This window comes from Cyanobium sp. LEGE 06113, assembly GCF_015207615.1.
On sequence record NZ_JADEWM010000003.1, the window covers coordinates 305,223 to 328,991 of the forward strand.

The 23,769-nt window shown below is 65.9% G+C and carries 31 protein-coding genes; 12 read left to right on the top strand and 19 right to left on the bottom strand.

What is annotated here, in order from left to right; translation table 11 throughout:
* Positions 1–80 precede the first annotated feature (80 nt).
* The 3 genes from IQ220_RS07705 to IQ220_RS07715 all read right to left on the bottom strand — a co-directional run bounded on the left by IQ220_RS07705 (position 81) and on the right by IQ220_RS07715 (position 2,734).
* The gene (locus IQ220_RS07705) at positions 81–668 is read right to left on the bottom strand and encodes an inorganic diphosphatase (RefSeq protein ID WP_186696577.1); all 588 of its coding nucleotides are present in this window, start codon (positions 666–668) and stop codon (positions 81–83) included.
* A 68-nt stretch (positions 669–736) separates the two neighbouring features.
* Positions 737–2,275 carry a carboxypeptidase M32 gene (locus IQ220_RS07710; RefSeq protein ID WP_193914100.1) on the bottom strand — a complete coding sequence of 513 codons (1,539 nt, stop codon included), beginning with the start codon at positions 2,273–2,275 and terminating at the stop codon, positions 737–739.
* Between the two features lie 51 nt (positions 2,276–2,326).
* The gene (locus IQ220_RS07715; RefSeq protein ID WP_193815093.1) at positions 2,327–2,734 is read right to left on the bottom strand and encodes an OsmC family protein; all 408 of its coding nucleotides are present in this window, start codon (positions 2,732–2,734) and stop codon (positions 2,327–2,329) included.
* A gap of 44 nt (positions 2,735–2,778) precedes the next feature.
* Between IQ220_RS07715 and IQ220_RS07720 the strand changes: the two genes are divergently transcribed.
* Positions 2,779–3,252: a DUF2721 domain-containing protein gene (locus IQ220_RS07720; RefSeq protein ID WP_186696574.1), complete on the top strand. Its 474-nt coding sequence runs from the start codon at positions 2,779–2,781 to the stop codon at positions 3,250–3,252.
* Here the strand turns inward: IQ220_RS07720 and IQ220_RS07725 are convergent.
* On the bottom strand, positions 3,203–3,676 hold the full coding sequence (locus IQ220_RS07725; RefSeq protein ID WP_193914102.1) for a thiol-disulfide oxidoreductase DCC family protein: 474 nt from the start codon (positions 3,674–3,676) through the stop codon (positions 3,203–3,205). The two genes, IQ220_RS07720 and IQ220_RS07725, sit on opposite strands and share 50 nt — an antisense overlap.
* A gap of 65 nt (positions 3,677–3,741) precedes the next feature.
* On the opposite strand from IQ220_RS07725, the gene IQ220_RS07730 reads away from it, so the two are divergent.
* From IQ220_RS07730 to IQ220_RS07740, 3 genes are all read left to right on the top strand, one after another.
* The gene (locus IQ220_RS07730; protein ID WP_228008983.1) at positions 3,742–4,179 is read left to right on the top strand and encodes a secondary thiamine-phosphate synthase enzyme YjbQ; all 438 of its coding nucleotides are present in this window, start codon (positions 3,742–3,744) and stop codon (positions 4,177–4,179) included.
* A 90-nt stretch (positions 4,180–4,269) separates the two neighbouring features.
* Positions 4,270–4,626 (top strand): hypothetical protein, encoded by a 357-nt coding sequence (locus tag IQ220_RS07735; RefSeq protein WP_193914106.1) that lies wholly within the window; start codon positions 4,270–4,272, stop codon positions 4,624–4,626.
* Positions 4,627–4,663: 37 nt separating this feature from the next.
* On the top strand, positions 4,664–4,957 hold the full coding sequence (locus IQ220_RS07740) for a 4a-hydroxytetrahydrobiopterin dehydratase (protein ID WP_186696570.1): 294 nt from the start codon (positions 4,664–4,666) through the stop codon (positions 4,955–4,957).
* A 269-nt stretch (positions 4,958–5,226) separates the two neighbouring features.
* Here the strand turns inward: IQ220_RS07740 and IQ220_RS07745 are convergent, their stop codons facing one another.
* Positions 5,227–6,228: an NAD(P)H-binding protein gene (locus IQ220_RS07745; RefSeq protein ID WP_228008984.1), complete on the bottom strand. Its 1,002-nt coding sequence runs from the start codon at positions 6,226–6,228 to the stop codon at positions 5,227–5,229.
* Between IQ220_RS07745 and IQ220_RS07750 the strand changes: the two genes are divergently transcribed.
* Entirely contained in the window at positions 6,227–7,171 is a 945-nt protein-coding gene (locus IQ220_RS07750) for an AraC family transcriptional regulator (RefSeq protein WP_193914108.1), read from the top strand. The two genes, IQ220_RS07745 and IQ220_RS07750, sit on opposite strands and share 2 nt — an antisense overlap.
* Before the next feature lie 29 nt (positions 7,172–7,200).
* Positions 7,201–7,407: a hypothetical protein gene (locus IQ220_RS07755; RefSeq protein WP_193914110.1), complete on the top strand. Its 207-nt coding sequence runs from the start codon at positions 7,201–7,203 to the stop codon at positions 7,405–7,407.
* 40 nt (positions 7,408–7,447) lie between these two features.
* Here IQ220_RS07755 and IQ220_RS07760 read toward each other — a convergent pair whose 3' ends face one another.
* The 4 genes from IQ220_RS07760 to IQ220_RS07775 form a co-directional block, all read right to left on the bottom strand.
* Complete coding sequence (locus IQ220_RS07760; protein WP_193914112.1) at positions 7,448–8,158, bottom strand: hypothetical protein; 711 nt, start codon at positions 8,156–8,158, stop codon at positions 7,448–7,450.
* Positions 8,155–8,649, bottom strand: coding sequence for a hypothetical protein (locus IQ220_RS07765; RefSeq protein ID WP_228008985.1), 495 nt, complete (start codon positions 8,647–8,649; stop codon positions 8,155–8,157). The genes IQ220_RS07760 and IQ220_RS07765 overlap by 4 nt, the downstream gene beginning before the upstream one ends.
* A complete protein-coding gene (locus tag IQ220_RS07770) occupies positions 8,624–9,304 on the bottom strand; it encodes a hypothetical protein (protein WP_193914116.1) in 681 nt (226 codons plus the stop codon). The genes IQ220_RS07765 and IQ220_RS07770 overlap by 26 nt, the downstream gene beginning before the upstream one ends.
* 257 nt (positions 9,305–9,561) lie before the next feature.
* Entirely contained in the window at positions 9,562–9,804 is a 243-nt protein-coding gene (locus IQ220_RS07775; RefSeq protein ID WP_193914118.1) for a hypothetical protein, read from the bottom strand.
* Between the two features lie 74 nt (positions 9,805–9,878).
* Between IQ220_RS07775 and IQ220_RS07780 the strand changes: the two genes are divergently transcribed.
* The 6 genes from IQ220_RS07780 (at position 9,879) to IQ220_RS07805 (ending at position 13,399) form a co-directional block, all read left to right on the top strand.
* Positions 9,879–10,100: a hypothetical protein gene (locus IQ220_RS07780; RefSeq protein ID WP_193914120.1), complete on the top strand. Its 222-nt coding sequence runs from the start codon at positions 9,879–9,881 to the stop codon at positions 10,098–10,100.
* Between the two features lie 178 nt (positions 10,101–10,278).
* Positions 10,279–10,758 carry a hypothetical protein gene (locus IQ220_RS07785; RefSeq protein WP_193914122.1) on the top strand — a complete coding sequence of 160 codons (480 nt, stop codon included), beginning with the start codon at positions 10,279–10,281 and terminating at the stop codon, positions 10,756–10,758.
* Between the two features lie 193 nt (positions 10,759–10,951).
* A complete protein-coding gene (locus IQ220_RS07790) occupies positions 10,952–12,145 on the top strand; it encodes a DEAD/DEAH box helicase (protein WP_193914130.1) in 1,194 nt (397 codons plus the stop codon).
* A 32-nt stretch (positions 12,146–12,177) separates the two neighbouring features.
* Entirely contained in the window at positions 12,178–12,507 is a 330-nt protein-coding gene (locus tag IQ220_RS07795; protein ID WP_193914138.1) for a transposase, read from the top strand.
* An 8-nt stretch (positions 12,508–12,515) separates the two neighbouring features.
* On the top strand, positions 12,516–13,247 hold the full coding sequence (locus IQ220_RS07800; protein ID WP_228009016.1) for an IS3 family transposase: 732 nt from the start codon (positions 12,516–12,518) through the stop codon (positions 13,245–13,247).
* Positions 13,244–13,399: an IS3 family transposase gene (locus IQ220_RS07805; RefSeq protein ID WP_193914140.1), complete on the top strand. Its 156-nt coding sequence runs from the start codon at positions 13,244–13,246 to the stop codon at positions 13,397–13,399. The genes IQ220_RS07800 and IQ220_RS07805 overlap by 4 nt, the downstream gene beginning before the upstream one ends.
* On the opposite strand, the gene IQ220_RS16520 is transcribed toward IQ220_RS07805, so the two are convergent.
* The 10 genes from IQ220_RS16520 to cofG all read right to left on the bottom strand — a co-directional run bounded on the left by IQ220_RS16520 (position 13,348) and on the right by cofG (position 23,469).
* Positions 13,348–13,668 (bottom strand): winged helix-turn-helix domain-containing protein, encoded by a 321-nt coding sequence (locus tag IQ220_RS16520; protein ID WP_228008986.1) that lies wholly within the window; start codon positions 13,666–13,668, stop codon positions 13,348–13,350. The genes IQ220_RS07805 and IQ220_RS16520 overlap by 52 nt on opposite strands.
* Positions 13,669–13,718: 50 nt before the next feature.
* Complete coding sequence (locus IQ220_RS15685; protein WP_228008987.1) at positions 13,719–14,066, bottom strand: response regulator; 348 nt, start codon at positions 14,064–14,066, stop codon at positions 13,719–13,721.
* Positions 14,051–14,674 carry a T3SS effector HopA1 family protein gene (locus IQ220_RS07815; RefSeq protein WP_193914142.1) on the bottom strand — a complete coding sequence of 208 codons (624 nt, stop codon included), beginning with the start codon at positions 14,672–14,674 and terminating at the stop codon, positions 14,051–14,053. Before IQ220_RS07815 ends, IQ220_RS15685 begins: the two co-directional genes overlap by 16 nt.
* Positions 14,650–16,533 carry a phosphotransferase gene (locus IQ220_RS07820; RefSeq protein WP_193914144.1) on the bottom strand — a complete coding sequence of 628 codons (1,884 nt, stop codon included), beginning with the start codon at positions 16,531–16,533 and terminating at the stop codon, positions 14,650–14,652. The genes IQ220_RS07815 and IQ220_RS07820 overlap by 25 nt, the downstream gene beginning before the upstream one ends.
* A gap of 142 nt (positions 16,534–16,675) precedes the next feature.
* A complete protein-coding gene (locus IQ220_RS07825; RefSeq protein WP_193914146.1) occupies positions 16,676–16,918 on the bottom strand; it encodes a hypothetical protein in 243 nt (80 codons plus the stop codon).
* A 639-nt stretch (positions 16,919–17,557) separates the two neighbouring features.
* Complete coding sequence (locus IQ220_RS15690) at positions 17,558–17,986, bottom strand: HlyD family efflux transporter periplasmic adaptor subunit (RefSeq protein WP_370566378.1); 429 nt, start codon at positions 17,984–17,986, stop codon at positions 17,558–17,560.
* Positions 17,983–18,666 (bottom strand): HlyD family secretion protein, encoded by a 684-nt coding sequence (locus IQ220_RS15695; RefSeq protein ID WP_228008988.1) that lies wholly within the window; start codon positions 18,664–18,666, stop codon positions 17,983–17,985. The genes IQ220_RS15690 and IQ220_RS15695 overlap by 4 nt, the downstream gene beginning before the upstream one ends.
* Complete coding sequence (locus tag IQ220_RS16525) at positions 18,663–20,807, bottom strand: peptidase domain-containing ABC transporter (RefSeq protein WP_193914148.1); 2,145 nt, start codon at positions 20,805–20,807, stop codon at positions 18,663–18,665. The genes IQ220_RS15695 and IQ220_RS16525 overlap by 4 nt, the downstream gene beginning before the upstream one ends.
* A 74-nt stretch (positions 20,808–20,881) precedes the next feature.
* Positions 20,882–22,462, bottom strand: a complete 1,581-nt coding sequence (locus tag IQ220_RS07840; RefSeq protein WP_225875673.1) for a photosystem II high light acclimation radical SAM protein — start codon at positions 22,460–22,462, stop codon at positions 20,882–20,884.
* A 32-nt stretch (positions 22,463–22,494) separates the two neighbouring features.
* Entirely contained in the window at positions 22,495–23,469 is a 975-nt protein-coding gene (gene cofG, locus IQ220_RS07845) for a 7,8-didemethyl-8-hydroxy-5-deazariboflavin synthase subunit CofG (RefSeq protein WP_193914150.1), read from the bottom strand.
* Positions 23,470–23,769 lie beyond the last annotated feature (300 nt).

Sequence of the window (23,769 nt, forward strand, 5' to 3'; positions counted from 1 at the left end):
ACGGATGGTCAGAATCGGCGGCCAGAGCTGCTGGTTGAAGCCAGGCAAGCAGCGTTTCAACTCGGCAGGACGGGCTGGCCTCAGTTCACCAGACTGGGATCGATGCTGGTGGTATAGCGGGCCTCGCAGGCCTTGACAATCGCCACGGCCTCGGCTGCCTCGAAGAAGCCATTCACCTTGCAGGTGCCGGGTTTCTTGAGGTCTTTGTAGCGCTCCCAGTAGTACTGCGTTTCCTTCAGCCAGTGGTCGCCCAGTTGGGTGAAGCTGGTGATGTGATCCATGCGCTTGTCATCGGCGAGCACGGCAATCACCTTGTCATCCACTTCGCCGCCGTCATCGAATTTCATCACCCCGATGATGCGTGCTTCCACCAGGGAGCCCGGCACCAGGGGTTCGGTCACGCCCACGATTTCGATGTCGAGCGGATCACCATCCTCATCCCAGGTGCGGGGAATGCAGCCGTAGGCAAAGGGATAGGCCAGGGAGGAATAGCCGACGCGATCCAGCTTGAGATGGCCGGTTTCGGTGATCAGCTCGTATTTGTTGATGGTCATGGAGTTCAACTCCACGATGGCGTTGAGGCGCAGTTCGGCTTCATCGGCAAAGGCCGGCAGCACGTGCAGGAGGTTGAGCATCGTGCGGCTCGGAGCGTGGTCGATGTTCGCCATGAAACAAGGTGGATCGGCGTGGCGCATCCTACGGAGGGCACCGCGCCACCCCACTCCAGCGGTGGGGCTCAGCCGCTGAGGCGCTCCAGTTTCTGCTCCAGATAACGCAGGAAGGGCCCGGCACTCAGCGGCCTGCCGCTCACCCGCTGCACCAGCTGCTCGCCGTTGAGCTGACGGCCCAGCGGCCACACCTTCTGCCCCAGCCACTGCCGCAGCTCCCCCTCCTCACCACGGGCGACGTGATCCTCGATGGCGCCGGGGCCGCCGAGATCGCACTCCATCGCCTCGGCCAGCTGGGCACTGATCAGGTGGCCAAGGGCATAGGAGGGGAAATAGCCGAACAGTCCCTCGCTCCAGTGCACATCCTGCAGGCAGCCCTCGGCGTCGTTGGCCGGAGTGAGGCCCAGCAGGTCCTGGTGGCGACGGTTCCAGGCAGAAGGCAGCTCCGCCACCGGCATGTCCTCCTCCAGCAGGGCCAGCTCCAGTTCGAAGCGCAGCACGATATGGAGGCCATAGCTCAGCTCATCGGCCTCCACCCGAATCATCCCCGGCTGCATGGGGTTGAGGGCCCGCCAGAAGCCGCGGCTGCCGCCCCAGGGATCGCGGCCCAGGGCCGCCGTGAAGCGCGGTTGCCAGCGGCTGGCGAAGGATTCTCCCCTGGCGATGCGGCACTCCCAGAACAGCGATTGCGATTCATGCACCCCCATGGAGGTGGCCTCCCCCAGGGGCCAGGGGAAGTAGTGGTCATCGCCACGGGGCAGGCCCTGCTCGTAGAGCGAGTGGCCCCACTCATGGGCCGTGGCCAGGAAGGCGGAGAGGGGCTGGCCGGGCACCACCCGGGTGGTGATGCGGAAGTCGGCGGGGCCGAGGGTGCAGGAGAAAGGATGGGGCGAGCGCGAGCGCTGGCAGTGCCTGGGGTCGTAACCCCAGCTCTGCAGCAGGGCCTCGCAGAGGTTGTCCTGCACCGGTTCAGGGATGTCCACCGCCTCGCTGGCCGGGCCAGGGGCGCTGCGCACAGCCTCCAGCAGCCGGGGCAGCTGCTCGCGCAGGGGCAGAAAAAGCTCCTGCAGCCTGGCCTGGCGCACGTCCGGCTCGAAGGGCTGGGCCAGGATCTCCCAGGGGCTGCTGCCGGCTGCTTCGGCGGCGGCCAGCTGGCCTGCCTGATGCCGCCGCAGCCCGATCATCTCCTCCAGGGCCGGGGCGAAGAGGGCGAAGGTCTGCTTGGCGCGGGCCTCCTGCCAGAGGGCATAGCCCCGCGAGCGGGCCTTCGCCAGGGCGGCCACCAGGGCGGGGTCGAGGCAACGCTGGCGCTCCAGGTCCTGGCGCAGCAGCTCCAGGTTGCGGCTCACGGCGGCCTGGCCGGCCTCGGGGGGTGTGGCTTCAGCTTCAGCCTCGGCGGCCTGCAGCAGGTCGCCGTAGGGAGCCGCCACCTGGCGCCGGTGCAGCTCGGTGGCGAGCAGGGCCAGCTGTTCGCCCCGCCAGGCCGCGCCGGCCGCAGGCATCACCGTGTTCTGGTCGTAATAGAGGGCGCTGCTGATCGATCCGAGCAGGCGGGTTTCGTGCAGATAGGCCCGCAGCTGGGCCAGGGCCGTGCCCGTTGCGCTCATGGGGATGGGGGAAGAGCTGCTCAGCATGGCGGCTGGACGGGGTGAGGTGGCTCAGGCCGTATCCCAGTGCAGGGTGATCGGCACGGCGCCCTTCAAGGTGGCCTTGACCGGACAGCCTTCGGCGGCGCGCTGCAGGGTGGCCCGCGCGCCGGCCTCCAGGGAGGCCGGCAGCACCAGCCACACCTCCAGGGCAGCGATCCGGCGCGGCAGCTCCTGGCTCATGGTCTTCTCCACCCGGGCCGAGGCCCCCTCCATGCGCCAGCCATGGCGTTCGGCCACCAGCCCCATGATCGTCAGCAGACAGGTGGCCAGGGAGGTGGCGATCAGGTCGGTGGGGGAGAAGGCACCGCCCTGGCCGTGGTTGTCGGCGGGAGCATCCGTGTGGAGGGTGGCGCCGGAGGGCCCATGCACCGCGCTGCAGCCCAGGGAGCCGCTGTAGTGGCAGCTGATGCTGGTCATGGCACCTGGCCCGGTAGCTTCACGGCACCCACTGTGGCCCTGCGATGCCGTTGCTGCTGGCACCTGATCCACTCCTGGCGGCGGCGCAGACGGCAACGGTGGAGACCCTGGCACGGGCCATCCAGCTCTCGGTGGCGCCAGTGTTCCTGCTGGCCGGCATCGGCGGTCTGCTGGTGGTGCTCACCAACCGATTGGCCCGCATTGTCGATCGCTCCCGTCGCCTGCAGGAGCAGATGGGCGATGCCACTGTCTCGAGGGCGAGGCAGTCGAAGCAGGAGCTGCAGCTGCAGAAGCGGCGCATGACCCTGGTGCTCAAGGCGATCGAGCTCTGCACCGTGACGATCCTGCTGGTGGCGCTAGTGGTGGCGATCGTGTTTGTGAGTGTCGTCACCGCCATCGACCTGGCGCTGGTGGTGGTGCCCCTGTTCGTGGCCGCCATGCTCTGCCTGATGGTGGCGGTGCTGCTGTTCATGCGCGAGGTGCAGCTGGCGGCGGCTCAGCTGCGGCGGTGGTTCTGACGCCGCCGAGGGCCGGCTCCGCAACGCTCGAGACCGCACAGCGGTTCCGGCAGAGCTCTTCCAGGCCAGGGCGGCCGGTGAGCCGCAGCCGCCAGCGGGCCCAGAGCCGGTAGAGGCTCTCCACCAGGGGCTGCACCAGGGGCCAGCGGGTGGGGGCATAGATCCAACCCAGGCCCACCAGGCCGTAGGCGCGGCGGAACACCTCCACACCGCTGAGCAGTTCTCCATCGCCACTGATGCCATGGATGGTGCCCATGGCGTCGCGGTAGGTGATGCCCGCGTGGGCGCTGGGGTCGTAGCCGGCGGCGTCGATGTCGATGAAGGCGAGCACGGGCTGATCCCCGTGGCGCTGGTGGTCGCGGGCCCGCAGCAGCCGCACCTCCCGCAGGCAGAGCGGACAGCCGCCGTCGTAGAGGATGCGCAATGGGCTGGTGGCAGTGGCGCGATGCTAGGGAGATTGCGCCGCGGGTCCCGATGCTGAGCCAGTCGATGCAGGTGCTTGAGGTGGACACCGCCGGCGCCGGCTTCACCGACCTCACCGGCAGCCTCAACCTCGAGATCGCCGCCAGCGGTCTGCAGCTGGGCACCGCCACCCTGGTGTGCCAGCACACGAGTGCCTCGCTCACCATCAATGAGAACGCCGATCCCCGGGTGCTGCACGACCTCACGGCGGCCTTTGCCGCCCTGGCACCGGAGGCGGGCGTGGCCCCTCTGCCCGGCCAGAGCGGTTGGCAGCCCTACCGCCACAACGACGAGGGGCCCGACGACATGCCCTCCCACATCCGCACGGCCCTCACCGCCACGAGCCTCAGCCTCACCTTCCAGCAGGGGCGCCTGCTGCTCGGCACCTGGCAGGCCGTGTACCTCTGGGAGCACCGACGGGCCGGGCAGCGGCGGCGGCTGAGCCTGCATCTGATCGGGGCCTGAAGGTGCCTGGGTTCCAGGTTTGGCGTTGTCCTGCCGGCCATTGGACCTACGTTGCCTCCAGCCCACCCAGGCCTGCCGCCGCTTCGGTCCATGATCCGCTCCCTCCTCTCCTCTTCCCTGCTGTCCGTGCTGTGCTGCTGGGGCCTGGCCGGCGCTCCCCTCAGGGCCCAGCCGGCCGAGGCTGAGCCCAGCACCGCCCCGGAGGCCGTCGCCGAGCCGATCCCCCAACCGCTGAGGGGCAGCGAGACCTACACCTCCTCCATCTCTGAGGTGGACGCCTGCAACCGTGCCCAGATGCTGAGGCCCGCCGATTCGATCGTCACCCGGATGCACTTCTGGCGCTCCGGCGAGGAAGGCCAGCGCAGCATCACCTGCCGCATCGACTGGAGCGACGCCGAAGACGCCGTTCCCACCCGGCGTCCGATCCTGTTCGGCCCCAGCGCCTGAGCCTGCGCCAACATGGCCTCAGTTCTGCGTATGAGCCGTGGCCGCCATTCCCCTCACCCCCCAGCAGACTGCCGATCTCGCCAGCACCCTGCCGGCCTGGAGCCTGGTGAACGGCAAGCTGCACCGCGAATTCCGCTTCACAGACTTCGTGGCCGCCTTCGGCTTCATGGCCCAGGTGGCCCTGGTGGCGGAGTCCATGGGCCACCACCCCGAGTGGAGCAATGTCTGGAACCGGGTCACAGTGGATCTCACCACCCATGACACCGGCGGCCTCTCGAACCTCGACCTGCAGCTCGCGCAGCGCATTGATGCGCTGGCGGGGGGGCAGTAACCAGCTCCCCGAAACGGTGTTCCGTTTCAAGGGAGTGCTCTGCTGTGGTGAAGACCAGTGCCGCCAACTGTGTCACCTCTGCGGCAAACGCGTCAGCTCGATCACTCCCACTGGCCCGAGGGCACTCCCCGCGACACCTGGGCGGTGGCACGAAGAGTCAGATCCTGCTGATCTCCGGCCTCCGCATCCTGGTGGTCAAGCAGCTCGGGATCCTCAGCTACGCCAGGTGGGCGGCACCGCTGCGACCAGCAGCAGCGCGAACAGCGCTGTCACGCCGCCACGGCCTCAGGGTTCCACGCGCCCGTCGCGGCCGTGTCCCGCGCGTAGTCGGCGAAGTCGCGGGCCGGGCGTCCCAGCGCCCGCTGCACGCCATCGCCGAGGTGGGAACTGCGGCCGTCGAGCACCTCGCTGAGCAGCTCGGCGAGGTGCGTGGCGTCCGCTTCCGGCATCCCGTGCGCGCCCAGCTCGGCGCCGAACTGCTCGGCGGTCAGCGGGATGTAGCGCACCTCGCGGCCGATGGCGACACCGAGCGCGTGGGCGGCTTCGGCGATGGTGAGCAGGCGCGGGCCTGTCAGCTCGTAGAGCTCGCCGATGTGGCGGTCATCGGTGAGCGCCGCGACGACGACGTCGGCGATGTCGTCGGCGTCGACGAATGGCTCGGCGGTGTCGCCCGCCGGCATCCCCACGATCCCGTGCCGCACGGAGTCGACGAAATTCTCGTCGAAGTTCTGGTTGAAGAAGGCGCAGCGGACGATCGTCCAATCGGCGCCGGAGTTCTGCAGGTAGCGCTCGGCCCGCTGGGCACCCGCCTCGCCGCGGCCGGAGAGCAGAACGAGGCGCCGCACGCCGCGCGCGACGGCAAGGCGCGCAAACGCATCGACGGTCTCGGCCGCCCCGGGCAGCGCCAGGTCGGGAAAGTAGGTGATGTAGGCGGCCTCGACGCCGTCGAGGGCTGGGGCCCAGCTGCTGTCGTCCTGCCAGTCGAAGCGCAGCTGCGTGGAGCGGGAGACGGGCCGGACCCGCCGTCCCTCGGCGATGAGGCGGTCCGTGACGCGACGGCCGGTCTTGCCGCTCGCTCCGATCACCAGGGTCGTGCCGTTGACATTCGTGTTCTGCATGAGGTGGATGGGGTGGTGGTGGGTCTCACCCCCAGCCCGGCCTGCCGAGCCTGTTGAGGGCGCCTCTGAATCCTCTGCGGGGAGCGCCGCCTGGGCCATCGCCGAGAGGCTCAGTTCCATATCCGAGCGTCCAGCCAATACCGTGCCGGCCATGGATCCATTCGCAGGTCTGCTCGACGGTCCGCGCGCGCGGGGCGCCTTCTCGCTCCGCACCGTGATGACGCCGCCGTGGTCGCTGCGGATCATCGCCGAGTCGCCGATCACGGTGCTGGCGATCGTGCGCGGACACGCTTGGGTCGTCCCCGACGACGGCCAGCCGGTGCGCCTTGACGCCGGTGATGTCGCCGTGACCCGCGCACCGGCTCACTACAACGTCGCGGACAATCCGGCGACGGTGCCCGAGATTGTGATCCACCCCGGCCAGCGTTGCTGCAACCGCGACGGCGAGTCGATCGAGGCTGAGCTGATGCACGGCGCCCGGACCTGGGGCAACGACCCGAACGGTTCGACGCTGATGCTCGTCGGCGCCTACGAGTCGACCAGCGACATCAGCGACCGCCTGCTGCGCGCCCTGCCGCCGCTGCTGTCGCTGTCGAACGACAGGTGGAATTCGCCGCTCATCGCCCTGCTGTGCGACGAGATGGCCAAGGAGGGTCCTGGCCAGGCCGCCGTGCTGGATCGTCTGATCGACCTCCTGCTGATCGCGATCCTGCGCGCCTGGTTCACGCGACCCGATGCCGACAGCCCGACCTGGTACCGGGCGCAGAGCGACCCGGTGGTGAGTCGTGCGCTGCAGGCGATGCACGACGACCCGGCGTGTCCCTGGACGCTCGCGAAGCTCTCGCGGGAGGTCGGAGCCTCGCGCGCCGCGCTTTCACGGCGGTTCCAGGACGTCGTCGGGGAGTCACCGATGAAGTTCCTGACCAGCTGGCGACTCGCCCTCGCCGCCGACATGCTCTGCGATCCGGAGGCGAGCGTCGGCACGGTGGCCCACGCGCTCGGCTACAGCACGCCTTTCGCGCTCAGCACGGCGTTCAAGCGGGTGCGCGGCATCAGCCCGCAGGAGCACCGCGCGCGGGCGAGGCCGGCGCCTTGATCTGCAAAGCGGAGCGCTCGCTGCTGCCTGTGCACGCGGTCGCGAAACCCCGGCAGGCCGCGGTGCTCTTGATCGGCGTCGGCGACACCTTGCGGGTGAAGCAGGGGGGCACGACGAGCACGGTGCAGCTGGATGTGACCACCTCAGACGGCCAGGCCTCTGCCTACGGCCAGGCCCTGGTCAAGGCGGTGAAGACCCACCTGAGCCGGCGCTTCATCACCAAGCTGCCGGAGTAGCTGGCATCCTCTGGAGCCCCATCTGCCGGGAGGGATCAGGTCATGGCTCAGCCAGAGTTGCGATCGCACGAAGCGTTTCCAGCAGGTCCGGTAGCCGTTGCTGGCTCGCCTGATCAGGTGGGAGGAACGCAGGAAGTGCCTCAATGAAGGCGGGCGTCGCCAAGAGGTCTTTGAACTGTGCTGCGAGCTCGCTCCGCAGCTCAGGCGGGCTCAGGCGACACTCCTCCGGCAGCGACTCACGACCATCGACCACCGCCATCAGATCCTCCAGATCATGGCTGCAAAGAAAATCTCCCTGGCCGCGGCCGTGGAAGGCCTCCAGCTTGGTGGCCAGAAACACCGGTGCGCTCACCATCTGAATCGAGCGGCCGCTCGGCAACACCTGAGGCTGGGCGGTGTCCACCGCCAGGGGATACCAGCGATTGGAGAAGCCAAGAATCTCGCCCTGGGTTGGCATCAGATCGAGGATGATCTCCTCGATGCACCAGCGGCAGAGGGGTGCGCCGGGCCGAGTGTCTTCCTGGAAGCCTCGCCCCCTCAGCTGCATCCCCAGCTGGTAGTAGTCGGCTCTGGCGATAACTCGGCAGATCACATCCACATCCTGGGTGGGCCGGATGTCCGGCATGGCGGGGTCTGTGATCAGCACGCCGGCCACCGCCCCGCCGACAAACACCAGTTGCTCGAGCAGGGCATCGCCAAGATGCTCGGCCGCCCGTTCGAGCAGGCTGACGTTGGGATCGTTGGGGTTCATGGCTGCAGTCGCTTCTCGAGCAGGGCCACGGCCAGGGCCTGTTCACGGGCGCTGCCGCCTCGCACTGCGTCAAACAGAGCCAGCAACTCCCCCAGCGCCGGGTTGCGCGCCGCCGCCTCGGGGACACTGGGGTAGAGGGGGTAGAAGGCGATGCCACGGGCCGTGCCCTTCTTCCACGGCCAGACCGGAGGCGGGTCGTTGCCCGGCCGGATCTGCTCCTTGAGGGGGGAGGCGGCGTAACCAGTGGGAACGCCGCGGGAGAGACCGCCCTGGCTGGCCGGGAAGCAGTAGCGGGCGCCGTGCTGCACAAACGATTTCAGGGCCGCACGCACCACCGACGGCTTGCCATCGGCATCTTTGATCGCCAGCTTGGCGGCTATGGCACGCTTGATCGCCGCATGGGCCTCAGAGGCGGTCATACCCAGTTCGCCGCCAAGGGCCTCATAGGTGGGCGCCGGGCCTTGATCAAGGGTCAGGCGCAGCAGCACCACCAGATCCTGTGGACGCAGGACGAGCTGAGGGTTGGAGGGGGAGCGGGCCAACGTCGGAGACGGCAATTCGCCATTCGCGAATAGCGAATATAGAGCGCTGAAGCTGGTTTGATCGCCCTGCCACCTCAGAGGGATGGGGGGCGGAAGGCAGCAGCCGCTCGATCGCTTCATAGGACACGCCAACCTGCTGGGCGATCAACGCCACCAGCTGCTCCAACCGATCCAGGCATTGCTCCAGCTGCTGCAGCTCAGGGCCGCTGGCCTTGCTGCTGGCCTTGCTGCTGGCCTTGCCGCTGCTCCTGACGCTGGCTGCCAACTTGCCACTGGCTCTGCCGCCCTTGGCCGCTTTGACGGGAAGCGCGCTGCGCAGGGAGGGACCTGCGGGATGGCTGAGCAGGGCGTCCACCTGCTTCTCCACCGGGCCTTTGCAGAGGCCCTTGATCCCGCGTGCCTTGCAGAGCGTCCAGAGCGCAGCGATGGACAAGCCCGCCAGTTCCTCCCGACTGGCAGGGGCATCACCCTCCAGCACCGGTGCTGGAGGGCTGGTGGCCTGGGGCGTGTCGCCCAGCTCCTCCTGCAGACCGCGGTAGAGGCGGGCATCGGACTGGGCCAGCTCTCGCAGCGTGGCCCGCAGGCTGTCAGTGATCTGGCCCATGGGCCTCCGTCTCCACCCTTGCTGGCGCAACCGGTTCTGACTGGCTCACGGGGCCCTTGTGGCCATTGCCCCCCAAGGTGAGCGGCGGGAGCTCCTTGGTCTTCTCGATGAACTCCTGGCGTTTCTGGTCCAGCTGCACCACCTTCTCTTTGGTGTGGGTTCAGCAGTTGATGAAGCGGATCACCGCTTGAACCAGGCCGCCAAGAAAGGAGCCCCCTGATAGGTCCTACGGCCAAGCTTGTAGCGGCCGAATTCATTCACCAGATCGTCGCCAGCGTCTTCAATGTCACCAGCCAGGGCGTTACGATCCCCAGCATTTCGTACACGTCCTTGCGAACGGAGGCTTTCAGGGCGGCGAGATCCAGCAAGCGCTGCTTGAGCGGTGCCTTTTCATCTCGTGCCTTGTTGGCCAGGCTGCGGTGCTGCCCGCGGCTGCGAATCGAGCTCTTGTAGCAGTTGCATAGCTCGCGGTAGGTGCTGTTCAGATTCTCCCGACTCAACACCACAGGGATAGGCGGGAAGTCAGATATTGAGGATAGAAAAACATGGTGGGGCTCCCCCAGTTCAGGCGCCGGTGCTTGATCACTCCGTGGTGCCCGACTTCACCGACGTGGAGGCCGGCGCGCTGGTGTTTGTGGATGGGCCGCACCACAAGCAGCCGCTGCAGCAGCAGCTGGATGAACGCCAGCGCTCGGCCCTCGATGCCGCAGGGTTGAGAGTGGTGGTGTTCGGCGAGGATCCGCGCCAGTGGGATGCGGTGTTTGCTGAGTACCGCTGGGGCGACAGACCTGGTTGATCAGATCGCCGCCGCGTACGCCCTGCACGCCGACAAGCTCGGCGGGGCCGTGCAGCCATGAACAACGGCTCGACACGGTGGGGCAGCAGTTGGGCATGAGCCGCAGTGCGTGCATCCGTGAGGCCATCGATCAATACCTGCTGCGCCATGGCGATGGCGACGAGGCCCGCGCCAGGGCGTGCTCGATGGGGCCCTGGTCTCAGGGTTGGTGGAGTTGCGGGGCAACGAACGGCTGAACACCAGTGAGCTGGAGCTGCTGCCCTTGGGCGCGCTGCCGCTGGGTCTGGCGGAGGCCAGCAACATGGCGCCGGAGCGAAGCACCCCCCTTCCTCTGGTGCTCGTGCCGAATCGCGTGGTGGCGCAGGGCCTGCAGCGGGCTTTGGCGGAGCGCGGACTCAGCATGAAAACTGTGGGCAACACCTGCCAGACCACTGCCCAGTGGCTGCAGCGCCTGGAATGCTCACCTCTAGCGATGCCCCTGGCCGAGCTGGAGCCCGCCTACTGGTGGGAGCCGCTATTGCGCCTGCCATTGGCGGTTCCACTGCACCTTCCGCTGTGGCTGGTGCTGCCGGCCGGCTGGCGACAGCAGGCGGTGCTGGCCCACACCGCGAAGAAGCTGCGCTGCCTGCCAGGACTGATCACCAGGGAGGGGGCATGACCAAGCAGACAGCCAAAGCAGCCAGGTTCCCGGTGGAGAAGGTATGTGTTTGGTTCATAGCGGCGCGGATTGATCGTGCGACTTCAGCGCTAGTGGTTTCCAGGAGCGGCTGCAGGGCGCAGACTGCCCGGAGACGAGCGTTCCCCCTCAAGATGCAGGCCCAGCCTTCCGTTCTGCTGGGGGCCACCCGCTGATGGACGTCTTCTCCTTCCGAGACCGGGTCGTCCAGGACTACGGACAGTTCAGTCGCAGCTTCACCACGATCAGGGCCGATGACATCCGCGAGTTCGTGGATGGCCGCTATGGGGATGAGGAGTACTGGCCCTCTCCGCTGATTCAGCTCAACCCCAGCTTCGTGGGCGGGGGGTGCATTGGCGAGCTTGTTGAGCAGGGCCTGCTGCACCCGGAGTGCCAGCAGATCTTCCGCTGGGGCAAGGAGAACGGCGAGGGGCAGGAACTGCAGCTGCACCTGCACCAGTTGGAGTCGCTCAGGATCGTGCTCGCTGGTGGCTGCGCAATCATCACCACCGGCACCAGTTCAGGCAAGTCGATCGGTTACATCCTGCCGATGGTGCAACGCATCATCGAAGCCAAGGAAAATGGAGACACCAGCAAAAGGATTCGAGCGATCATCATCTACCCGATGAACGCCCTTTGCAATAGCCAATACAAGGAGCTTGAGAAGTATCTCTGCCTTGGTTTTCCCAAGGGCTCTGAGCGTGTCACCTTTGCTCGCTACACAGGCCAGGAGTCGATAGAAGAACGGGAGAAGATCCAGAACAATCCCCCCGACATCCTGCTCACGAACTACGTGATGCTGGAATACATCCTCACCCGCCAGAATCCCTTGGATCAGCAGGTGATCCGTGCGGCCCAGGGGCTGGAGTTTCTCGTGCTCGATGAGCTCCATACCTACCGGGGCCGACAAGGCGCGGATGTGGCGATGCTCGTGCGTCGAGTACGGCAACGTCTGTCGCCCGATCACAAACTGATCTGCATCGGCACCTCAGCGACGATGGCCAGCGAGGGCAGCGCCGACGAGCGCAATGCCCTGGTGGCGTCGGTCGCCAGCAAGTTGTTCGGCACCACGATTCCGGCTGAGAACGTTGTCACAGAAACGCTGGAACGTGTCACCGAAGGAGAGCATCCCGGTCAAGAAGAATTGCGCCAGGCCCTTGAAGGAAAGGCCCTCACCGGGGATGTCGAGAGCCTGCGCCGCCACCCTTTGGCGCGCTGGGTCGAACTGAAGCTGGGGCTACGGCGGGAAGACGACCGTGCCGATGGCAAGTGGGTTCGCTCCAACCCGCGGGCTTTCCGCGAAGCAGCCGACGAACTCTCCACCCTGAGCGGAGTTGGGGTTCCCCCGGTTTTGAGGACAGGTCGGTAAGGGTCACGTCATGACCACCAGACTGTCCATCGATGACCAACCCCACCAGAACCAGGCGTCGGTTCACGGCGCAGCAGAAAGCGGAGGCCGTGGAGCTCTGCCTGCAGGAGGGCCTCTCCTGCAATGCCGTCGCTGAGCGGCTTGGTCTTCCCTCCAGCAGCCTGGCCCGCTGGGTGCGGCAGGCCCGCATTGATCGAGGCCAGGCCGGTCCCCGCGACCAGGGCCTCCTCACCAGCGAGGAGCGCGCTGAACTCAGCCGGCTCCGCAAGGAGGTTCGAGAGCTCAGGAGAGAGAAGGATTTTTTCAGGCTGGCGGCAGCGCACTTTGCGAAAGAGCAGCTGCCGCCGAGAGGTTTCGCCTGATCGATCAGCTGGCCGCTCAGCACTCGGTGGCCTGGTTGTGCCGGCAGCTGGGTGTGGCCCGCAGCGGCTTCTACGCCTGGCGGCAGCGGCAGGAGGCGCCGGGAAAGCGGGCGGCCGAGAACGCTTTGATCACCGCTGAGATCAAGGCGGTGTTCGGCGAGCACCGGGGCTTCTACGGCTCGCCCCGGATCCACCAGGAGCTGCGGGCCTCAGGCCGGCGGATCGGGCGCCACCGCGTTGCCCGGCTCATGCAGCGGGCCGAGCTGAGGGCCAGGACCCGCAAGCCGTTCAGGCCCTGCTCCAGGGCCAGCAGAGGAGCCGTTGGGGTGGTGGAGAACCTGCTCCAGCAGGACTTTCAGCCCCCGGCTCCAAATCGCTGCTGGGCGGGCGACATCACCTACATCCGCACCACCGCCGGCTGGCGCTACCTCGCCGTCTGGATCGATCTGTTCAGCCGCCGGGTGGTCGGCTGGGCGCTCGATCAGCGAATGGATGCCGCCCTGGTGGTTGAGGCCCTCAACCGGGCTCTCGGCCACCGGCAGGTGGAACCGGAGCAGCTGCTGCTGCACACGGATCARKSCRSCCAGTACCGGGCCACCGACTACGGCGACCTGCTGAGGGAGCGCAAGATCGTCCGCAGCATGTCCGCCAAGGGCTGCTGCTGGGACAACGCTGTGGTGGAGAGCTTCTTCTCCACCATGAACTGGAGCTCGGTCTCGATGACAATCGAGACACCTTGATCTCACCCCAGCAGCTGCAGCGGGATCTGGCCTTCTGGATCGAGGGCTACTACAACCGGGAACGGCGCCATTCAACGATCGGTTACCTAAGTCCGATCGACTACGAGCAGCAGTTCATCACTGCCCGTACACTCACTCCTGTGAACCCCTGATCAGTGTCCACGGAATCGGGGGAACCCCAAACAGTCCTGATCAGCGAAGGGGACCCCTGTTGATCAATTTTTCGGCGCAGGTAGCCAACATAGACATCAATGACTTTGAAGTCGCCATAGAAGTCAAAACTCCAGACATGCTGGGCAATCTGGGTGCGACTGAGAACGTGATCTGCATTGCGCATCAGGTATTCCAGCAGGGAGTACTCCCGTGGGCTGAGATCAATCTGGTGCTCATCCCGCTTGACGATCCTGTGGGCTGTGTCCATCTTCAGATCACCCACTTTGAGCACAACATCCGCATGCAGAGGCGGGCGCCTCAGCAAGGCCCGCAGCGCGCCAGCAGCTCTGTGAAATCAAATGGTTTGGTCAGGTAGTCATCAGCCCCTGCATCCAGACCCAGCACCCGGTCTTCGACGGTATCCAGGGCCGTGAGCAGCAGCACCGGGGTCTGAAGCCCCCGCTGGCGCAGGATCTTCAGGACGCTCAAGCCATCCTGGCCGGGCAGCAGCACATCCAGCACGACGGCATCGTAGTCAGCGGCCTCGGCAAACCGCACGCCTTCGGGGCCATCAGAAGCCACGTCAATGGCATAGCCAGCCTCGCTCAGTCCTTGCTGAATGAACCTGGAGATCCCAGAATCATCTTCAATCAATAGAATTCGCATCGCATCCTGATCGCTGGTTCGTTGGGATGGACAGTTGCGGCCCCGACAGGGGCCGCTGGCTGCAGGGGTGGGTACTGGGAGTCTGACCCAGGATTGAGGTGGGGGCGCTGCCAGTTCAGCTTGCGCTCCGCAAACTTGTCCTGGATGGCTTGCCGCCGGGACTGGGGACTGGCATCAGCCAGGATCAACGCTTCGGCCAGGATCTGACACCGATCCAGACCGAAGTCGTCCTGGCCCTGTGGGGATTCGGCCAGACCGATGCCAGGGGCTAGAGGCCAGGTGAACAGGGGAATCGGATGGCTCAGATGGGGCTGCAGTCTGACCAGGTGCTGGCAGAGCAGCGCGCGGACGGCTTCGTAGTGAGCGGCCTCAATCATCAAGGTGGCACTATTGTATCGGCTGTAGGACTCAGGATCGGTGAGGATGGTCAAAGCAAAGGGAAAATCCCGCGGATTCAGGGCCTTGGTCAGAACATCCATCAGCACAAGAGCACCTTCAGCACTGATATTGAAGTAGATGCTGATACCAGCCTGATCGAGAGCTGGCTCTCCCGCATTGCCAATCGCGCTGTAGCTCTCTTCCGTCAGAACGGCATTGGGCAGCCGCAACACCACCATTGTCCCCACAGCGGCCGGCGCAGCTCGGCACTGCCGCAGCCTGCCTTCAAGCCGTCTTGCAACACCAGATCAATATTGGGATCAACCCAAAGCCGCAGACCATCCTTCTCGACCTGGGCACGATGCTCATCCCAGCCGATGACCACCCAGTCGGAGTCAAGGAAGCCAGTGCCGCCATTGGCCAGCTGGATCCGATGAAAGTAATCCACGTTGAGTCCTGATACAGCATCGTTCTTGAACTCCTTGGTCACCCCAGAGCCGGCGCTCTTCCTCTCCTGCTCTCCGCTGAAGTAGATATCATGCAGGTAGTTTCTCACTTGACCAACGACATAGGCCTGGCGGAGCTGCTCGGGCAGCTTGCTCAAGCGTTGCTGCCGTTGATCCACTCCCGTGCTCACAGGCTCCCCTGGGTGCACCAGATCGAGGTCTGCATAGGCCGGATGACAAATCAATGGAGGCTCAATGCGAACATGGTTGATCAGATCGGCGAGGGCCTCCTGGCCAGAGCCATGCTGCAGCCAGTGAGGCTGAGGCACCTCGGCCTGCAGCTCCAACGTGTCCAGAGGAGATGGGGCGGCAGAACACGTGCTGCCGATGCCTCCACGGTCTGGCTCAAGGTCAGGCTCGGGGCCGGGAGGTTGAAAGTCGTCAGGTGAAAAATGGCTGCGGCCAAACACCGTGACCATGGCCGCTTCGGGATTGCAGAGCAATGACCTGGCCACCTGCAGCATCGCGATTTCCAGATTTCCACAAGACTCCCGATAGTGCAGGCGATCCTGAATCGCTCCAATCAAACCCAGGCCTGCGAAGCGAAGCACCCGTTCCGGAAAGGCCGGAAACGCAGCCAGGATTCCCGGGAACTGGGCCAGATAGGCCTGCATGAAAGCCGAGAGGGAGGGCTGAAGCCTGTCCAGGGGCACAGCAGCAAGTTGCAAGGCCACCGACAGGTCTACATCGCGGCTGAGCACCAGACTCTTCAACCACAGCCGCAGATACTCAGCCACCAGGGCGCCAACATCAAAGGCCGGGTCTCCCCATGCCCACTGCTCCCAATCAATCAGGCGTACAAGGCCCTGTGCATCGGGCAGACACAACGCCTCGACAGCAGCAGGCAGGCAGGGCGGGGGCTGCCAGCGGAACCAATCATCGTGAAGCAAGATATTTCTGAACTTCAAGTCATGGTGGACCAGACAGCATGGCTCGTAGTCATGCTCCAACTCAGCAATGGCCTTTGAGAGCTCCTTTGAGCGGTTATACAGCCTGTAGAACTTCAAGCCATCAATCGAGATCTGCCGAAGGATCTCTGGAGTCAGATTTTCAAGCTCGTCACGGAAGTCAGGTGGTTCAACCTCATGTCCAGCGCTTTCTGGGTCTAATTCCAGATGGTAGTCCTGGCGTTGAAAAGTGGCCTGGTGCAGCGTGGCAAGGGCGCTACCGATGGCCACAGGGATCTTGGCGGAAAACTGCTCGGCATCGTCATAGAAGTCGCCCAGATCGCTATAGGGCCCAAGGTATCGAAAGATCTGAATGGCATTGTCGGCATCAAACTTGAGACCCTGCGGCAGCAAGGCCTGCAAGGGCAACAGTGGTTCGTGGCAGGCCAGCAGCTGGTGAATTCTCCATTCCTCTTCAAAATCCTGCCTGGGAAGCTCAGTGCGGCCGATCGGCGCCTGCTTGATCAGCAACTGACTGGCGCTTGAAGGTGGGGCATCATGCTTTCTGATCTGCACCAGCAGATTCAGATTTTTGCCCAGCAACTGTTGAACGTCTTCAACAACATCCGTTGAATCGCACAGGCCCTGATGCATCAAATACTCGTGGATGCCCGCCGAATTCAAACGAACGACCATGACTCCAGACTCACCACGTCAACGACCATCCCCAGCCCCAAGCGGCTTGATCAAGGCTATAGAAAAACCCCGAGGCTGCCATCCAGCAGCCCCGGGGTCTGAAGCTCACGACAGGGAGGGGCCCCTACTGTCAGTGGCTTGCTCAACGGCGCCTGCGATTGCGGCTGAAGCTGCGGCTGGGACGGCTGGGACGGCTGGGGCGGCTGCGACGGCGGCGGCGCGTGGGACGGCTGCGGCGGCTGGGGCGGCTGATGCGGCTGCGGCGACGGCGGCCACCCGAGATCGAGGCCTCATCTTCGGGACTGAGCTCGCTGATCAGGCTATCGGGCCCGAGCAGCAGGTCGAGGCCCAGCAAGGCAACGTCGGTGGTGGGTTGGGTGTTCATGCGGTATGACTCCGTTCCGGCAAAGGGCCAGGGTTGGTTGAGCGATGGAGAGAACCGTTGGCGGCGCGAGATCATCAGTGCTCTGCGATCTGCGATCTGCGATCTGCGATCTGCAGCCTAGCCTTCCACCTGTCCGGCCTTCCTGGCTGGATTGAAGGGAGTGTAACGGCTGAACGGCAAGAGAACGGCAGGAAAACGGTAAGAGTGGTCTTACCGTTTTCCTGCGGTGGCGGCCATGGACAGGCTGGGTTAACCCTCCTCCTAGCGCCTGCGGCGACTGCGCAGACGACTGCGACGGCTGCGCAGACGGCTGCGGAGGTTGCGGCGACGGCTGCGGCTGCGCCTGCGATTGCCGCCTGCGATTGAGGCTTCATCTTCTGGGTTGAGATCGTGGATGAAGCTCTCTGCTCCAGAAAGCAGATTGAGCCCCAGCAATGTCACGTCTTGCGTGGATTATGTATGCACTGGCTGTTTCGCTTGATCAACTCAACTCGAAGAACTTAGAAGCCGGTTGGCAAGAAAACGACAGGAAAGCGGCAAGAAAACTCTTACCCGCCCTGTTGTGTTCCCGTTGAGGCTGGGCGGGCAACCGCCAGCGCCGACCTCACCACGCCTGAACGGCGATGGAGCCACCCGCCATCACAGCCCCACCAGCAGCCTGGTCTTGCGCAGCAGGAACTGGAGCACGGTCTCGACCCGGGTGGTGATGTCAGCGGTGAGGTCCATGCCCAGCCGCAGCCCGCAGCTCCGGGACGATGAGCGCAGCTCGGTCTGCTCCGGGCGCAGCGTCACCGCATAGCCGCTGGCCGCCGCCCCGCCCGGGGCCGCAGCAGCCGCGGCCGCATCGGGAGCCACGGACACCACCTCGGCCCGCAGGGTGCCGAAGTCGGGGAAGGGGCAGCCCGCCAGACGCAGATCGGCCCGCTGGCCCACCTCCACGTTGGCGATGTCCGAAGACGACACCAGCACCTTCGCCAGGAACGGCGCTCCCTCGGGCGCGATCTGCGCCAGCTCCTGGCCGGCCGTCACCACCTGGAGGGGGTTGCGCAGGGCGAGGGAGAAGATCACCCCACCCACCGGCGCCTGATCAGCTGGCGTCCGAGATCACGGCTGAGCTGGGCCCGTTCGGCCTGGTTTTCGCTCTGTTGCTGGCCCAGGCGCGCCAGGGCATTTTCTCCCCGGGACTGCTGCTGCTCCACATCCCGCTGGGCCTTGGCCAGGTTGGATTCCGCCACGCTCAGGCTGGCGCGCTTCTCCTCCATCTGCTCGCGGGAGGCGGCACCACTGCTGACGAGCTGGCTGTAGCGCTGGTACTCCGAACGGGCCAGATCAAGGCTGGCCCGGGCCTTCTCCACTTCCAGTCGCGCCGCCTCCAGGGCAGCCGTGTTCTCCCTGCGTTGCGCCGCCAGCTGGTTGTCGAGAGACGTGCCGCCCTGCTGCAGCTTCAGCTCCCTGCCCTCCAGATCGTCGGGGTCCATCACCGCCAGCACCTCACCCCGTTCCACCTGCTGATTGGACTGGATGCGGATCTCCCTCACCCGCCCATCCCGCGGCGCGTGCACCAGGCTGGTCTCGCCACTGGGACGTACCGAACCAGAGGCCCTCACCACCACCCGGTAGGGCCACACCGCCATCAGCGCCACGCCGGCCAGGAAACTCCCCACCAGCACGGCGCCGGCCAGGCGCACCCAGGGACGCACCGAGGGCAGGAACTCCTGAACGGAGGCCGGGCGCAGCTGCTCGCTCATGCCGGCAGGAGGTAGGGGGCCAGGGGTGCGCTGCTGCCCAGGTCCTGCGGCCGACCCTGGGAAACAACATGGCCTCGCTCCAGGTAAACGAGCCAATCACAGCGATGGATGACGCTGGGGCGGTGGCTGATCATCACTGTGGTCAGTCCCCGGCGTGCCGCCAACAGATTGTCCATCAAGCGGCGCTCCAGCACTGGATCCAGTGCTGCGGTGGACTCATCCAGAATCAACACCGAGGGGGAAGACACAAGCGCGCGGGCGATCGCCAGGCGCTGGCGTTGGCCGCCCGAAAGATTGGCCCCGAATTCGCCCAGCACGGTCTGGTAGCCATCGGGGAGGTCGCGGATGAACTCATCGGCGAGGGCCTGGTCGCAGGCCGCCACCACCTGATCAAAGCTCACATCCGGATAGGCAAAACGAAAGTTTTCGAAGATCGTGCGATTGAAGAACTGCGCCTCCTGGGGCACCAGCACCACCTGGCGGCGCAGGCATTCCAGCGAGATGTCGTGGCGGCCATAGGGTCCGTAGTGGATGGAGCCGCTCTGGGGTGGATAGAGGCCGGCCAGCAGCTTCACCAGGGTGCTCTTGCCACAGCCGGATTCACCGATCAAGGCGGTGCAGCGCCCCCCGGGCAGGGTGAGGTTGAGGTTGCTGAGCAGATCGAGCCGTCCGGCGTGGTGGAAGCTGAGGTTGCGGCAGTCGATCTCGCACGCCTGGGGCAGGGCCACCCACGGCTTGTCCATCGCTTTCGGGTCCTCGAGGCTGCCCTCCAGCACCTCCGACAGCCGCCGGATCACGACGTTGGCCGTGAGGTAGTCGTCGGTGAAGTCGACGAGGGCTTCCAGAAAGCCGAGCACATTGCCGCTCATGCCGCTGAAGGCCAGTAGTTGGCCGATCGAGAGCTGGCCCGAGATCACGAAGCTGCTGCCATACCAGAGCAGGGCCAGGGTGGTGACGCGTGACAACAGCCCTGTGGTGGTGCCGCTGAACAGCGAGAGCTGCAGGGCATCCCAGCGCAGGTGGGCCACGCTGCCGAAGTTGCGCTGGTACTCATCCCAGGCCTGGGGCGAAGCCTCAGTGGTTTTGAGCACCTGGGCACCCCGGAAGATCTCCACCAGAAAGCCCTGGTTCTCAGCCGATTCCACAATCAGCCGGCGGCTCTTTTCGTATTGCGCCGGCAGGAACAGCAGGCCAGCGGCGATCAGCACGCCAAAGGCCAGCAGGGACACGGCCGTGAGGGGCGGGCTGTAGATCAGCATCACCACCAGCGAGATGGAGGCAATGAAGAAGTCACTGGGCAGGCCCAGCACCAGATCGCTGATCAGGGCATTGATGCGGCTGATGTCGCCGATCCGGCTCACCACCTCGCCACTGCGATGGCTGTCGAAATAGGTCATCGGCAACCGCAGCAGCCGGTGGCCGTACTCCAGCACCATCCCCAGCTGAAGGCGCTGGGCGAAATGACCCACGATGTGGCCCTGGATCAGGCTGATGACGCTGCGGAAGACAAACAGAAACAGCATCGCCAGGCCGAGACTGGTGAGCAGCTGGTTGTCCCGGCGCACCAGCACGTCATCAGTGAGCAGCTGCATCAGCAGCGGCATGGCCAGAGCCAGCAGGCCGATCACCACGTTGATGGCGAGGGCCTGCAGCAGCAGACCCCGGTAGGGCCAGGCCAGCCGCAGAAAGCGCAGGAACGGCAGCCGCTCTTCCTGCGGCTGCTGCAGCAGCCGGTTGAGGTCTGGCTCCAGCAACAGCAGCACGCCGTTGCCCCAGCCCTCCCGAAACTCCTCAGGGGACAGCCGGCGGATGCCGACGGCCGGATCGGCGATCACCAGCTTGCGACCCTGCCGGCCGTACAGCACCACCCAGTGGTTGCCCTGCCAGTGGCAGATCGCCGGCAGCGGCAACGCCTCCAGGCGATCGAGCAGAGCCCCGTCAGCCCGAACGGCCCGGGCATGGAAACCAACAGCATCAGCCCCCCGGCGCAGACCCAGCAGGGTGGTGCCCCGGGTGCCGGTGCCCACCAGTTCCCGCACCCGGGAGAGGGCCAGCCGGCGGCCATGGTGCCGGGCCACCGTCGCCAGGCAGGCGGCGCCGCAGTCCTCCTCGGCATGTTGCTCGACCCACTCGTAACGCACCGTGCAGCGGGATCGCGGTGCTCCAAGCTAGGGAGGGAGTCGGCTCAAGACTCCGTTTCTGGCCGCGCAGGCTTTCAACGCACCGCGTTCGCCAGGGCGCGGCGGCCTTCCACCGGAGCCCTGAGGGCCTCATCCAGGGGCGCCAGGCCGTAATCACGCTCCAGCAGGTCCATCACCGTGCGGCCGAAGTCGCCGGGATTGCGGTCGAACGCCTCCAGGCAGATGCGGCCGAAGGTGCTGCCCATCGGCTCGGGATTCCAGAGCATCTTGCGGGCGGTCCACGGCATCATGCTCATCGGGTTGTAGCCCGGCTTGATCAGGCCCTGCTCGAAGCCGTACTGCTCCAGGTGGGTGTGGGGCTGCAGGCCGATGAAGAAGATCGCCGGCTCCACCTTGTCGGCGCCGAAGATGCGCTCCAGCTCGCGGTGATAGGCCACGGTCTGGCGGATGGTTTCGGGGCGCTCATCGATCACGTTGAACGAGTAGTTCACGGACACATGGTGTCGGAAGCCGGCCCGAGCCAGCAGCCGGCAGCTCTCGAGCACAGTGCGCAGGTTGTAGCCCATGCGCATCTTGCGCACCAGTTCCTGGGATCCCGAGGTGATGCCGATCTCGAAATACTCCATGCCGGTGGCCACCATCAGCTCGGCCAGTTCGGCATCGAGATTGTCGGCGCGGATGTAGGCGGCCCAGCGGATGTCGTCCCAGCCTTCAGCCTGAATCGCCCGCAGCAAGGCCTTGGCATCCTCGATGTAGCGCCGGGCGGGGATGAACTGGGCATCGGTGAACCAGAAGCCGCGCACGCCGCGGCGGTAGAGCTGCCGCATCTCAGCGATCACCTCCTCAACGGGATTCACCCGCACCGCCTTGCCCTCCACCACCGTGTACACGCAGTAACAGCAGTTGTGGGGGCAGCCCCGCTTGGTCTGCACGCCCACGTAGAAATCACCCCCCTCGAGGTACCAGTCGAGCTGGGGCCAGATCGAGGCGATGTAGTCGTAGTTGCAGGCCGTTTTCTCCAGGCTGCCCGGCTGCTCATGGATCAGGCCCGGGCGGGGCTCCTCGCCGGCCACAAAACAGCGCTCTCCGGCCAGGGAGTCGCCCCTGATCAACTTCTCCAGCAGGGGTTCGCCCTCACCCACCGACACCACCGTGCCAGCGGGCAGCTGCCGCCCGAGCTGCTCATAGAACACACTCACAGCACCGCCACCGATCACGGCCCGGGCTTCGGGCTGATAGCGCCGGGCGCGCTTCACCCCTTGCCGCACCAGCCGCAGGTTGCGCCAGAGCTCGGCGTAGAAGGCCCGCATCAGGCCCAGGCCGCCCAGGGCTCCGCGCAGCCGTTTGAGCGGATTGCGCGCGTAGAACACCTCGAAGGAGTGCTGCAGGGGGTTGCCACTGCGGCCATCCACCGGGGCATAGATCTGGATGTCACGCCAGGAGAACACCAGCACGGTGGGGCGGAAACTGTCCACCACGGCGGCCAGGATGCGTTCCACATCCAGCACCGGCAGTGCGGCCAAGTCGAGAAACCGCTGCGGCAGATCGGGGAACTGCTTGTGCAGATGGTCGGCGAGATAGACGGGGCCGATCGGAAAAATCGGATTGCAGGGCAGCCTCACGAGCAGCACCCTGTGGGAACTGGTGGTGCTCAACGGCCGTCACTCTCGTCTGCGATGGCGCGACACTAACCAGGGCGATCGAGCTGCTGGGCCATGGCCTGCGCCCGCTGCCGCAGGGGCGACGGCAACCGATCCAGCCAGGGCCGGTGCACGCACAGCCGTGGGCGCAGCTCCCAGCCGGCTGCCGCCAGCTGCCGTGTCAGCGCCTCAGGCGAGGGCTGGGCATAGGCGGGATTGATCACATCCCGATCGCCGTCGATGCCGCCGAGGTCATCGATGCCGGCCTCGAGGGCCTCCAGCAGCCGCTGTCGCGGCCAGAGGTTGGGGGGCAGCTGCAGGTGCACCTCCGGCGGCAGGATGTGGCGGGCCTCGCCGATCAGATCAAGCAGTTCGTCGCAGCGGGCCGGGTCGAGCTCAGCCGGCGACAGACCGGGAGGGCGGTAGGGCTGCAGGATCACCTCCTGCACATGGCCCCAGGTGGCCTGCAGCAGGGCGATCAACTCCAGGGCCTGGCGCCGATCCCTGGGGCTCTCGCCCACCCCGAGCAGGAGGCCGGTGGTGAAGGGGATGCCGAGGCGGCCGGCCTGCTCCAGCTGCAGCAAGCGCAGCTCCAGCCGCTTGCTGGGGGCCTGGCGATGCCAGCGCTGCCAGACCGGGCCCAGACCTTCGAGCATCAGGCCCATGGAGGGATTGAGGCGCCCCAGAGCCGCCATTTCGTGGAGCGAGAGAGGGCCGGCATTGGTGTGGGGCAGGCGGCCGTTGGCCAGGGCCAGTCGGCTGAGGCGCAGCAGCAGCGCCAACCATGGCCGGCGCTGGGGCGCCTGCGGGGCCACCTCACCGCTGAGCAACAGCACCTCCCGGGCCCCGGGGCGGCGCTCGAGGCTGGCCTGCGCTTCGGGCTCTGTGAGGGCGTCCGCCAGGGGATCCTGTAGGTGGGGCGTCTGGCGGAAGCCGCAGTAGCCGCAGTGGTTGAAGCAGCTGGAGGTGGGCACCAGGGTGACGCTCGGGCTCCAGGTGACCAGCTTTGATCGACCCCTCATCGCCCGCGAGCCGAAAGGAGACGCCGAGGGGGCCGGCGCCAGGCGCAAGGTCGGTTCACCACACTCAACCCCTCTTCACAAACCCCGCAACGTTCTGTTACGTTAAGCAGCGACGGGGTTCCGTCCCGCGGCCGTTCCTGCTTCCGGGCTTTGCCCAGGAGAGCTTCTGCCGACCTACTTACCTGCTCTTTCGAGCACCCATCACCTGTTCTCATGACCACCACTCTCCAGCAGCGCTCCGGCGCCAGCAGCTGGGCGCAGTTCTGCGAGTGGGTCACCTCCACCAACAACCGCCTCTAC